At 32.1% G+C, this 12,855-nt stretch carries 8 protein-coding genes; 3 read left to right on the top strand and 5 right to left on the bottom strand.

The window, feature by feature from the left end:
- Nucleotides 1-97 precede the first annotated feature (97 nt).
- From bsdtw1_RS21140 to bsdtw1_RS21130, 3 genes are all read left to right on the top strand, one after another.
- Entirely contained in the window at nucleotides 98-1,114 is a 1,017-nt protein-coding gene (locus bsdtw1_RS21140; RefSeq protein WP_183279470.1) for a dienelactone hydrolase family protein, read from the top strand.
- A gap of 215 nt (nucleotides 1,115-1,329) precedes the next feature.
- Complete coding sequence (locus bsdtw1_RS21135; RefSeq protein WP_183279469.1) at nucleotides 1,330-3,648, top strand: SH3 domain-containing protein; 2,319 nt, start codon at nucleotides 1,330-1,332, stop codon at nucleotides 3,646-3,648.
- A 426-nt stretch (nucleotides 3,649-4,074) separates the two neighbouring features.
- Nucleotides 4,075-4,242, top strand: coding sequence for a CDIF630_02480 family spore surface protein (locus bsdtw1_RS21130; protein WP_183279468.1), 168 nt, complete (start codon nucleotides 4,075-4,077; stop codon nucleotides 4,240-4,242).
- A gap of 73 nt (nucleotides 4,243-4,315) precedes the next feature.
- Here the strand turns inward: bsdtw1_RS21130 and nifJ are convergent, their stop codons facing one another.
- The 5 genes from nifJ to bsdtw1_RS21105 all read right to left on the bottom strand — a co-directional run bounded on the left by nifJ (nucleotide 4,316) and on the right by bsdtw1_RS21105 (nucleotide 12,743).
- Nucleotides 4,316-7,840 (bottom strand): pyruvate:ferredoxin (flavodoxin) oxidoreductase, encoded by a 3,525-nt coding sequence (gene nifJ, locus bsdtw1_RS21125; RefSeq protein ID WP_183279467.1) that lies wholly within the window; start codon nucleotides 7,838-7,840, stop codon nucleotides 4,316-4,318.
- A 194-nt stretch (nucleotides 7,841-8,034) separates the two neighbouring features.
- A complete protein-coding gene (locus bsdtw1_RS21120) occupies nucleotides 8,035-9,747 on the bottom strand; it encodes a methyl-accepting chemotaxis protein (protein ID WP_183279466.1) in 1,713 nt (570 codons plus the stop codon).
- A 435-nt stretch (nucleotides 9,748-10,182) separates the two neighbouring features.
- The gene (locus tag bsdtw1_RS21115) at nucleotides 10,183-10,926 is read right to left on the bottom strand and encodes a TIGR03943 family putative permease subunit (protein WP_183279465.1); all 744 of its coding nucleotides are present in this window, start codon (nucleotides 10,924-10,926) and stop codon (nucleotides 10,183-10,185) included.
- Between the two features lies 1 nt (nucleotide 10,927).
- The gene (locus bsdtw1_RS21110; protein ID WP_183279464.1) at nucleotides 10,928-11,968 is read right to left on the bottom strand and encodes a permease; all 1,041 of its coding nucleotides are present in this window, start codon (nucleotides 11,966-11,968) and stop codon (nucleotides 10,928-10,930) included.
- A gap of 133 nt (nucleotides 11,969-12,101) precedes the next feature.
- Nucleotides 12,102-12,743: a GTP-binding protein gene (locus bsdtw1_RS21105; protein ID WP_183279463.1), complete on the bottom strand. Its 642-nt coding sequence runs from the start codon at nucleotides 12,741-12,743 to the stop codon at nucleotides 12,102-12,104.
- Nucleotides 12,744-12,855 lie beyond the last annotated feature (112 nt).

The raw sequence follows: 12,855 nt of genomic DNA, 5'->3' as shown, positions 1-12,855 counted from the left end.
TAAATAGGTTCATTTATTTACATATAAATGAACCTATTAATATTATTATTCATATAAATGGTATGTAGAATACTTTTTTATCAGAGATGATTTCATAATGAAGATAGATTTTGACTATAATAAAAAAACTATAAAATGTGTTGAAGGATATATATTAAAAGGAAGTAACTATAGGGCTAACTATACAAGATTTAGAACCTTATACAGCTCTCCTGCACCTGGAACTGAAACTGTAGAGGTATATAATTTTGAACCCAAGAAGGAAGTAAAAGCGTCTGCTATTCTGCTTCATGGACTAGGGAGTCGTAATATAAAGTTTTTACTTTGGATGGGAGCTCATTTAGCCTCTGCAGGAGTTTACTGCTCCATACCAGTGATACCTGGAAACTATACAAGAGTTGAAAATGATTCAGTAAGTGGAAGAAGTTTTCTGTATCCTGAGATAAGGGTAATGTATAAGTTTTGGCAACATGCTGTAGTGGATGTTATGAGTACAATTGATTATCTCGAGCAAAAGAAAGTGTGGACAAAAAATAATTGTATAATGGGATACTGTCTAGGGGGAATGCTTTCATCAATTGTAGCTTCCTTAGATAAAAGAATAGATCAAGCTATGTTTATGACTACAGGAGGTTATTTTCCTAAGATAATACATCAATCACCAGCGGCGGGTTTTGCAAGAAAATTATTTAAAGATGATCATAGAGATATACACTATTTATATGATAAAGAAAGATTGTTTGAAACCTATGAAAGGCAGTTACCAAGTGTTAGAGCGATGTCGTTAAACGAGCTGATTAACAATGATGAAATACATCCGCTTTTTAAAATTGATCCCCTATCCTATGCAAGTAATCTGAAAAAAGAAAGAGTAACTTTTATAGATGCATTGTTGGATGAGGTTATACCTATTGGGAGCAGAATGTCGCTTTTTAAGGAAATGAAGGGAGCATCGAGATATATACTACCTATGACCCATGGAAGCTGGTTACCTTTTGAAATATTACTAGCTCAATATATCTTATATAAAGTAAATATTGCAGATAAAATAAGCTTAAAACAGGTTAAAAAGAAACTTAAGCTTGATAAAGATTTCTTTTTTAATGAAGATTAAAGTTAAATATGAAATTTTGTGGTTAAATTTACTACTTTTTTTCATAAATTGGACACAAATATTTCTTTATAAGTTATAATTGAATAAGAAGTAATAAAATTCATCATAGTTTTGCAGCATATTTATCTTTATGTATGCTCGAAAATTTCATAATTAGTGGTATTTTGGCACATATATAAAGGGTAATAAATGTTTTTAGTGGGGGGAACAATCAGTTGAATAGAAAAAAGATATTACAGTTGTTATTAGCTACATCTGCCATAGCATCTACAATTGGGTTTACAAATCAATACGTTCATGCTACAGAACAAACTCAAGTTCAAACAGCTCAAGTTAATTCCATAAGCTACCATAATATTATGGGAAGCTCAGAGGCAAGCAAAGAACAAATGATAAATTACTTTAAGTCTTTGAATATGAGTAATTATAAATTATCTATTTCTATAGATGATTTTGTTAATATTGCATACGAAGAAGCTCAAGCAGAAGGCGTAAGAGGAGATATAGTAGTAGCCCAAGCTTTTTTAGAGACTGGATACTTTAGATATAATGATGGTAAAGGGATAGTTACGGCAGAAGATAATAATTTTGCTGGTATAGGTGCTGTAGGGACAGATCAAAGTCGAAGTAAGTTTAAGGATGTAAGAGAAGGACTTAGAGCTCAAGTTCAGCATCTAAAGGCTTATGCATCAACAGAGCCGTTGAAAAATGAAAAGGTAGACCCGAGATTTCAGCTTGTTACTAGAGGTAGTGCGAAGAGTTTGGAAGAACTAGGTGGTAAGTGGGCATATCCAGGATATGATACTACTGCTTATAGTTCTTTCGAGCAAGCATTAAATTCTGGAGATACATATGGTCAAAGAATTTATTCCATTATTGGGAGAGCAATTGGAGTAAATACTTCAACCAAGAGTAATACTAATATTGCTGATATAAAACAAGCTGGCTCGGAAAAAGGACAAGTTATAAATGTAAGTACTAATCTTAGAATGAGGAAAAGTGCTTCAGCAGATTCTCCAGTTATATCATATTTAAACAACGGGCAGACGTTTGATATAAAAGGAGTAGCGGGTGACTGGTATTACATAAGCATGAACGGACAACTAGGATATATCCACAAGGATTATGTGAAAGAAACGCCAAATACAACTGTTGTAGTATTGCCTCCAGCTTCTACTAGTAGCAGTACGCAAGTAGTTACTCAAACTTCAATAGTGCAGCCAACTATCACTCAATCAAAAGGACAAGTTGTAAATGTAAGTACTAGTTTGAGAATAAGACAATTAGCTAATGTAGGATCGGCTGTAATAGGATATTTAAACAATGGACAAGCTTTTGATATAAAAGAAAAAAGTGGAGATTGGTACTATATAAAGTTTAATGACAAACTTGGATATGTTCATAAGGATTATGTTAAGGAAGTTAGCGCTACTACTGACACAAGTACGACAGCTAACAATAATCAGAATGTAAATAATAATACTAATCAATCAAGTACTGCTACAAACCAACAAAATAATCAGCCTACAAATACTGTGGAGAAACCTTCTAAAGGGCAAGTTATAAATATAAGTACTACTTTAAGAATAAGACAGACTGCCAACACAAGTTCTGCTATTATTGGCTACTTATACAATGGACAAACTATTGATATTAAAGATGTTAATGGAGAATGGTATTATATACAGGTTGCTAACAGAACTGGTTATGTGAGTAAGCAGTATGTAAAAGTTACAGAGACTTCGAAAAGTACTACTGAACAAAAACCAACTGATACTCAAAGTACACCTGTAGTACAGCAACCATCAACTGAGGCTCCTACAACGCAGCAGCCACAAACTCCACAAGTAACAGTTCAAACTGGTATGGTTTATAACGTTACAACAAATCTTAGATTAAGAAGTAAAGCAAGTAGCGATTCAAGTGTAGTAGCATATATACTTCCTAATCAAACATTTAAAATATTAAGCAGTTCTGGTGATTGGTTCAATATAGACTTCAATGGAAAAACAGGATATGTAAGCAAGGCTTATGTAAAGGTAGTATCTGAAACAAATACGTCAGGAAGTGAAACTACAAGTAATGCATTCCAAGAAGTATATAATGTGTTAAAGACCCAAATAGGAACTCCTTATATATATGGAGGATATGGACAAGAAATTACCTCAAGCCTTATTGACTTGCTTAAGAAAGCATTTCCTAGTCAGGCTGCTAGCGGAATGTATGATAGCATACCGGTTCAATTTATTAATAAGGGTTACAAAGCTTTTGATTGTTCTGGTCTTATGCAATGGGGATTTAAACAAGCAGGAATCAATATAGGAAGAACTACTTACGATCAAATTAATGATGGTAAGGAAGTAAGCAAAGATGAGGTTAAGCCTGGAGATTTATTATTCTATTCTGATATAAGTCATGTAGGTATGTATGTGGGTGACGGAAAATGGATTGAGGCTCCAAATTCCAAGAGCTTTGTAAGAGTTGTAGATGTACCATGGAGTAAGATTGGAAGAGTAAGAAGAGTAATAAACTAACTATAGTTTATGATTAAGTTTGTAATTAAGCATTGTTTTGAAATCAAATTAAATTTTTCGAATAAAAGTTATTCATATTAATTTATGGGTAACTTTTTTGTTTATTTATTTTATACGTAAATATTAAGATAGTCATATATTTTTTATTTAAAAGTTTTAATAGTCTTATAGAGTAAGATTTTATGGAAATATTAAATTTTTAATATAATAATTTTAAATTTTGCCTGTGGCAATAGGTAATTACGTGTAAAGCAGCCAATACGTAAATGAATACTAAATTTTTTTTAAGCAACAATATATTATATATAAAATATATTAAAGCTTAAAACTTTCTTAGGCTGAGTTTAGCTTAAACCAATAATCATAGACGTATTAATTAAGGTTAATGCGTGTAAAAATTAAATTTTTAGAGGAGGATTAATTATTATGGCTGATAATAGATATAAGGAACATGATATGGCAAAACCTATAGAGAGACATGATACAGCTGCATGGGCCAATATAGCAGAAACTAAAGAAGTATCTAATGTTGAAATTCCAAGTGAATTAGATGTGAGAAATGCTAAAGAGTGGGTAGATACAAATCAAAAGTAGTAATTAGAAGAGAGAACCTGAGGTTCTCTCTTTTTAATTTTATTGATATTAGTATTTAATTTATTAAAGACATTTAATAAGTCTGCTCTGCTAGACGTTTATAAGTCTCATAACGTTCTCTAGCATCCTTTTCAGCTATTTCCCATGCATGATCAACAGCATCAGGGAATACGTTCATCAATGATGTATAACGAACTTCACTACTTAGGAATTCTTTGTAAGGTTTTGTTGGCTCTTTTGAATCCAATACGAATGGATTTTTTCCTTCTTCTTTAAGAAGCGGATTGTATCTATAAAGATGCCAATAGCCTGCTTCAACAGCTTTCTTTTCTTGAGCCATACTAGTTCCCATACCTGTTTTTATACCATGACTTATACATGGTGCATAAGCTATTATTAATGAAGGACCCTTGTAAGCTTCAGCCTCAGCTATAGCTTTTATAGTTTGATTCATATTTGCACCCATGGCTATTTGTGTTACATACACGTTACCATAAGTCATAGCCATTGCACCGAGGTCTTTCTTCTTGGATCTCTTTCCACCAGCAGCGAACTTAGCAACTGCAGCAGTTGGCGTAGATTTAGAAGATTGACCTCCTGTATTTGAGTAAATTTCTGTATCCATAACGAATATATTAACATCTTCACCACTAGAGATTACTTGATCTAGACCACCATAACCTATATCATAAGCCCATCCATCTCCACCTATGAACCAGTGAGATTTTTTAACCAGATAGTCTTTTTTATCTAAGATTTCTTTAAGTGCTGGATCACTATTAAAGTCTTCTGATTGTATAGCTTCTAGAACCTTTTCTGAAACTTCTCTAGATTTATCACCATCTTCCATTGCTTCTAACCAAGCATTGAAAGTGGACTTAACATTTTCACTTTTTCCGCTCTTTAAGTACTCATCCATAAGTTGAGCTATTCTAGACCTCATTTGTTTTACAGCTAAGTACATACCAAAACCATATTCAGCATTATTTTCAAATAAAGAGTTACCCCAAGATGGACCTTTTCCTAAAGCATTTGTTGTATAAGGCATTGCTGGAGCACTTCCACCCCAAATTGATGAGCATCCTGTTGCATTTGCTATCATCATTCTATCACCAAATAATTGAGTTAAAAGTCTTATATATGGAGTTTCTCCACAACCTGGGCATGCGCCATGGAATTCTAATAGAGGTCTTACAAATTGACTTCCTTTTACAGTCTTTTTATCCATTAAGCTATCTTTATTTGTAACTGTCATAGCAAATTCCCAGTTTTCAGACTGTAACTCGATTTGTTCATCAGCAGGCTTCATAATTAAAGCTTTTCCTGGTGCAGGACAGATATCAGCACAGTTACCACAACCAGTACAATCAAGAGGACTTATCTGTATACGGAATTCTAAGCCTTCAAGTCCTTTACCAACAGCTTTCTTAGTTTCAAAAGTATCTAAAGCTTTTTGTTTTTCGTCTTCATCTAAAAGACTGGCTCTTATAACTGCATGTGGACATACATAAGCACATTGGTTACATTGAATACATTTGTCTATCTGCCATTCAGGAATAGTAATTGCTATACCACGTTTTTCATATTTAGTAGTCCCAACGGGGAAGGTTCCATCTTCCATACCATTAAATGCACTTACAGGAAGTTCATCGCCTTCATGTCTAGCCATAGGTCTTTGAATATTCTTAACAAAGTCAGGTTCATCTTTTATAGGACCTAAGTCATCAGTAGCTGTCTTCCAAGAGTCAGGAATATTAATTTTATTAAGCGCTCCAATACCTTCATCGATAGCAGCTTGATTCATTTTTACTACTTTTTCACCTTTTTTGCCATAAGTTTTTTCAACTGATTTCTTTAGTAAATCAACTGCCTGTTCTACAGGAATTACGTTAGCTAGTTTGAAGAAAGCAGATTGCATTATCATATTTATTCTTCCGCCTAGCCCTATTGATTGAGCGATAGCAATAGCATCTATAACATAGAAGTTTATATTGTTTTCTGCTATATATTTTTTCATTGTAGCAGGTAATCTTTTTTCTAATTCTTCGCCAGTCCATGGACAGTTAAGTACGAAGGAACCATTCTTTTTTAATCCTTTTAATACATCAAAATTATATATAAATGATTTGTTGTGGCATGCAATATAGTCAGCATTGTATATAAGATATGGAGATTTGATTCTTTGTTTTCCAAATCTTAAATGAGATATAGTGCTTCCTCCAGATTTTTTACTATCATATGAGAAATATGCTTGAGCATATAAATCAGAATTATCTCCTATAATCTTTACAGCAGTTTTATTTGCACCTACAGTACCATCAGAGCCTAAGCCCCAGAATTTACAGCTAATAGTTCCTTCTGGTGTAGTATCTATAATATCTTCTTCTGGAAGAGAAGTGTTTGTGACATCGTCAACTATACCGATAGTAAATCCGTTTTTAGGTTGACCTTGTTTTAAGTTATTGAATACTGCCAGTATTTGAGATGGTGTAGTATCTTTTGATGCTAATCCATATCTACCACCAACTATAGTAGGTTTCATATCATTGTTATAGAAAACATTACATACATCAAGATATAAAGGTTCACCTGGAGCACCTGGCTCTTTAGTTCTATCTAAAACTGAAATTTTCTTTACGGTTTTAGGAATAACATTCATAAAGTAATTTTGACAGAATGGTCTATAAAGATGAACTTTCACAACACCTACTTTTTCACCTTTTGCTTTAAGGTAGTCAATTGTTTCTTCTATAGTATCGCAAACTGAGCCCATAGCAACTATTATATTTTCTGCATTAGGGTCTCCGTAATAATCAAATGGATGATAAGCTCTTCCAGTAATTTTTTCTATTTCTCTCATATAGTTTTCTACTATATCAGGAACTTGCTCGTAGAATTTATTTGCAGCTTCTCTTTCCTGGAAGTATATGTCCGGATTTTGAGCAGTTCCTCTTATTGTTGGATGCTCAGGATTAAGAGCTCTAGATCTAAATTGGTTTATCGCATCGTAATCAACTAATTTTGCAACATCATCGTAAGCTATTGGTTCTATCTTTTGATATTCGTGAGATGTTCTAAAACCATCAAAAAAGTGTAAGAATGGAATTCTACTTTTAATTGAGGCTAGATGCGCTACATTTGTTAAATCCATTACTTCTTGAACATTCGAAGATGCCAGTAAAGCAACCCCTGTTTGTCTAGTCGCCATTACGTCCTGATGATCACCGAATATAGATAGAGCATGAGTAGCTATAGCTCTAGCTGTTACATGGAATACTCCAGGTAATAATTCACCAGCTACTTTATAAAGTACAGGTATCATTAGAAGTAATCCTTGAGAAGCTGTATATGTAGTAGTTAAAGCTCCAGAAACTAAGGAGCCATGTACTGCCCCAGCAGCTCCAGCTTCTGATTGCATTTCAACTACTCTAACAGGCTGACCAAATATATTCTTTTTTCCATGAGCAGCCCACTCATCAACTCCTTCTGCCATTGGTGTGGAAGGAGTTATTGGATATATAGCTGCAACGTCTGTAAAAGCATAAGATGCTTCAGCAGCAGCTTGATTTCCATCCATTGTTTTCATAACTTTAGTCACAGAAAGTACCTCCTTTAAATATCGATCTGAATATGCGTACTTTCATAGTATCTACTAGTTATTACTAATAAATGCATAAAAAATAAAGAAAATAGCAGGAATGTTTTAAAATTTATATAAATAAGAAAGGCTATAAGAAAGAGTATTATTTGGAATTAATGCTCCAAATAATACTCCTAGATTAATACACTATTTTATATTTTAAATTTTTGAACCATATTATTAAGGCTTTGAACTAATATTGCTTGGTTTTGAACTGCAGCTGATACATCGTCGATTGATTCAGTAACTTCAGTAATGCTGCTAAGTATCTCTTCAGAGCTTGCAGCAGATTCTTCTGCTGTAGCTGAAAGATTTTGTATTGATTCACTCACCTGATCCATAACAGTATTCATCTGTTTTGAGGAAGAAGCAATCTCTTCAGACATATCATTAACAAAAGCTGCATCTTTTTCATATTGGATACCGGTGCTCATTAGAAATTCATAAGTTGGTTTTACTACATCGTTCATGTAATCTAACATGCCTGACCCTGTTTCTGAAAGCTTACTGAAGGCTGATTGTACTTGATTAACCATAGCTTGTATACTAACTACAGCTTCTGAAGATTGTTCTGCTAATTTTCTCACTTCATCGGCAACAACGGCAAAGCCTTTGCCTTGCTCTCCGGCTCTTGCTGCTTCTATGGCAGCATTAAGTGCTAACAGGTTGGTTTGTTCTGCTATTGCTCCGATAGAATCAGCTGCAATTTTAACTTTTTCAACCACCTTACCTTCTTCAATAGCTGATAATAACCCGGATCTTTTTTCTTCATAGATATTTGCGCTTTCTTTAATGTTTTTTGAAGCGGTTTCTTTAATTGAAATTGCTCTTTTATCGATTTCTCTAACTGATTTCAGAGAACCTTCAGCTCTATTTGCTAATTCATTTGTAGTGGCAGTTACTTCTTCAGAAGATGAGCTTACAGTTTCAAACACCATACTGAGATTTTGAGCTCCTTTAGCAATTTCATCAGTAGATTGACTTATGGATTGCATTACTGCGGAAATTTCTTCAGTTGAAGCAGCTAGCTCTTCGCTAGATGCACTTAAGGTTTCTGAATCGTTGATAACCTTAGAAATTAATTCTTTAACATTGTTGTTAGCTTTATTCAATTCACTTGCAAGGTTTCCAAACTCATCCTTACTGTCAATTTCTATAGTATGAGATAAGTCACCTCCGCCTAGATAGTGTGCGAAATTTAATATTCTCTTTATTTGACGAGAGATTGTAAGTGTTAAAGTTGTAGAAAGTATGATTGCAATTATTATAGCTGCAACTGAAATAGATACTACAGTTATTAGAGAATTTTTATATATAGTATTATTATTAGTTTCTTTAATCACGGCACTTTTATCTACATCATTAACTAATTTTTCTATAGAAGTTGTAAGTTTATTTCTAATATCAGCAGTGCTTGTACTAAGTATAGCGGCTTCATCATATTTTCCTTCTGATACAAGAGCTATTGTATTATCACAAGCTGTTCTATAATCTGACAATTCACTCTGTAATTTTGAAAATACATCCTTTTCATCAGCAGTTAAGTTGGTTTTTGAAAAATCATCAAAAATCTTATTATTTTCTTCTCTATATGAAGATATCGTTTCTTGTGTTGAAGCAACTTTTGACTTGTCTCTTGCTTCAACTAAGTTAATTACGCTTAGTCTAATATGCATTGTATTGGCATTAGTGATTTCTAGGCTTTTCAAGGTCTGAAGTTCTTCGTTATACATTGAACTGGATGCTTGATTTATTTTACTTAAGTTTATTTGACTAATTAAGGTTATAGCCACCATAAATACAATAACTATTGAAAAACCAGATATGAGTTTACTTTTAACAGATAGATTATTGAATAATTTCATAATTTAATCTCCGATCTTTTTTATTTAATATTTCATCAATCTTGCTACTAATTTTTATAAAGTTTTTATTTAATTTAGATTTAACTAATTAAGCCATTCTGTTTGGAGTTGTCTCCATAAAATTATTGATTTAACTATAATATTTTAATACTTTATGATGGCTTATATTAAGTATATTAGCATATTAATTAAAACACAATACTAATTAACAATAATTATCAATTGCGTGCAATGTAAATAATGGCATGTTATATCTTTATTCATTTACATGGAAGCAGATGGGGTCTTTATCTGGCAGATATATGTATAAGGTTAGTTTTTAGAAGTTGGCACCCTATCATATTTATCCATAGATATAATTAAGTTATAAGTTTCTAAAAAATAAAAAAATCTCCTTTAGATAAATCTAAAAGAGATTAGTTTTAGATATATGATTTATTTTAAATAAACATAAGGATCAGAAGGTTTTTGTATTGTTTGGAAACTATCAGCTACAACAACTGGTGTTACAGTTTTCTGACCGTCTTGAACCTGGTCTTTTTCAGAGATTTTACCAACTACTGTAATCCATTGTCCTTCCTTAAGATCAATACTTCTATCACGTATTCTGCCTATAGGCCCAACAATTTGTGAATCAGCTATACAGCAGCTCATATATAATCTTGAAACTACAAATTCATTGGTATCTAGACCTTGCTCTTTGTGTATAAATCCACTTATAGTAACCTGTCTACCTTTGTATTCAGATACATGTTGAAACATATCTGATAATGAAGCTACATAATTTTCGGTAGTTATATTAAGTGGGAGTTTCTTTGCTCTTTCTTCTGCAGTAAGTTCTCCAGAGACATTGGCTAGCTTATTTATTGCCTTTACACCTTTATTGTCAACTATAGTGGTATCAATTCCTGCTTTGCTTGCACCATAACCTACTATGATAGTAAATAGGAACAGAAGATGAACTTTGCTAGATTTTTTATAAGTAGCGGTTGTAAAAGATTTTTTTAACTGATACAGAGTCAGAATTATTAATGCTATTTGAAACATATTCACATAAAATATTAGTTTAGGAGTTATAAATAATTTTATATTGCCAGTAGCATTAAGGTTGTAAAGAAATAATGATAGTAGAAATAAAGTTATAAATTTTACAAATTCATTAAAATTAAATCTTTTCATGTTAGATCACCTTCATTATTTCTATAAAATTAACTAAAGAACCTAAGATAAAGCAAATGATAACAATGCTTATAATCAAAGTAATTACATACTTTCTTTTAAAGCCTCCAACCAGCATCAAGGTGTTCTTTATATCAAGCATAGGGCCAAATATTAAAAAGGCTATGATGGAGCCAGTAGTAAACTGTCCTACAAACGTAGACCCTATAAAAGCATCTGCTTCAGAGCAAATTGAAAGAATAAAGGCTAATCCAATCATAGCTAGTACCGAAATATAAGGATTTCTAGCCAATACATTTATACTATCTCTTGATACTAGAACTTGGAATACTGCAGATAAAATTGCTCCGAAAATTAGAAATTTGCTTATATCGAAAAATTCCGAGATAACATTATCAAGCAGTGAAGATAGTTTTGATTTGTTTTTAGATGCAGTATGAGATTCACCGCATCCGCAAAGATCATCATTATCATCATAAATATCTTCTCTAAGCAAATCTGAGTTATTTCGTTCTAATATGCTTATAATGGATCCTATAGCTATGGCAGCTATGATTCCAGCAATGCTTCTTATAAATAATATAGATATTCTATGATTAAAAGCATAATATGTAGACATTAGTACCACTGGATTTATTATAGGGGTAGCTAACATAAAGGTAGTAGCAACTCCCACTGGTACACCTTTCTTTATAAGTCGCCTTGCTATAGGAATTATGGCACACTCACATATTGGAAAAAATATGCCTATTACAGAAGCAGATAACAGAGCCAAAAATTTATTTTTAGGTAAAATCCTAGCTATAGTCTTTTCAGATACATAAAGTTGTATGAAAGACGATATAAGAGAGCCTATAAATATAAATGGCATTGCCTCTAAAATTATACTTATAAAAATCGCAGAAAAGTTTTTTATAGTTCTTCCATTTAAGGCAATCTTAAATTTTAACATTAATAATATTATCAATATTATTAATGGAATAAATGCTAATTTTGATAATTGGTTTATATAATTTTTCTTAGAAGTTTCTCTATATTCCATTGTAAACACCACTTTCTACAGACGTACCAGTTCGAACTGAAATCTATATTCAAAACTCCTCTGGGGTCTGAGAGGAGAATTTGAATATATAAATTTTAATACGAAGTGGTACATCAATAATCGCTAAAGTAAATTATATTTTAGACAAAACTGTTTTTAAAGAGATTCTTAATAGTTTAAGAAATCCTCCATCTAAGATGGCCATGTACTGTAGCTCTTTTTCAAGAGAATCCATTTTATCTATATCTACTATAAAAGTATCTCTATTTAGTTTATTGATATTAGATTTTATTTCCTTGAGCTTGTCCTTAGCAATATTAGAACAATTATTTAGTATTATTAGATTACTGTGGTATATGCACGGAAGAATAAGCCCAGGCATATTAGATAGAAACATACCGTATGTATTAATATCAGATATATAGAAAATTGAACTAATCTTACAAACATTAGTTAATTCCTGGGAAATAGTATCAACTAATTCAAGAAGATCTTTAGTGCCATTGTATTCTATTATTATCCTATGAGGTCTATATTTATCTATCATGGAATTAATATAGTCTGAATTCAGTTTTAATTGTGGATTATACTGCTCTAAGACTATATTCTTACTGTTTATAATGCTATCTTCGACTTGGCTTACACCTTGTTCGTTTTGAATAATTAGTACTTTTTCCATGAAAAGAAAAGTGTTCTTTATAAGTGTATTTATAAAATATGTTTTACCAGAGCCTATAAAGCCAGTAACTATTTCAATATCTACTTTAGTTTGCATAGTGTAATCACGCCTTTAAACTTAAAAATTTGTATAAATTAATAATATATTATTATAGTACACCCATATAAGAATAAGTTACATAATAATTAATTTCTAATTGTGGTACATC

This window comes from Clostridium fungisolvens (assembly GCF_014193895.1).
GTDB lineage: Bacteria > Bacillota > Clostridia > Clostridiales > Clostridiaceae > Clostridium_AR > Clostridium_AR fungisolvens.
The sequence above is the reverse complement of the archived record's forward strand: the minus strand, read 5'-3'. Positions and strand labels throughout refer to the sequence as shown.

What these genes read in the sequence shown, in the direction of transcription:
- bsdtw1_RS21115 (WP_183279465.1), bottom strand. Translation starts at nt 10,926, where the DNA reads ATGAAAAGATTTAATTTTAATGAATTTGTAAAATTTATAACTTTATTT.
- bsdtw1_RS21140 (WP_183279470.1), top strand. Translation starts at nt 98, where the DNA reads ATGAAGATAGATTTTGACTATAATAAAAAAACTATAAAATGTGTTGAA.
- bsdtw1_RS21120 (WP_183279466.1), bottom strand. Translation starts at nt 9,747, where the DNA reads ATGAAATTATTCAATAATCTATCTGTTAAAAGTAAACTCATATCTGGT.
- bsdtw1_RS21130 (WP_183279468.1), top strand. Translation starts at nt 4,075, where the DNA reads ATGGCTGATAATAGATATAAGGAACATGATATGGCAAAACCTATAGAG.
- bsdtw1_RS21110 (WP_183279464.1), bottom strand. Translation starts at nt 11,968, where the DNA reads ATGGAATATAGAGAAACTTCTAAGAAAAATTATATAAACCAATTATCA.
- bsdtw1_RS21105 (WP_183279463.1), bottom strand. Translation starts at nt 12,743, where the DNA reads ATGCAAACTAAAGTAGATATTGAAATAGTTACTGGCTTTATAGGCTCT.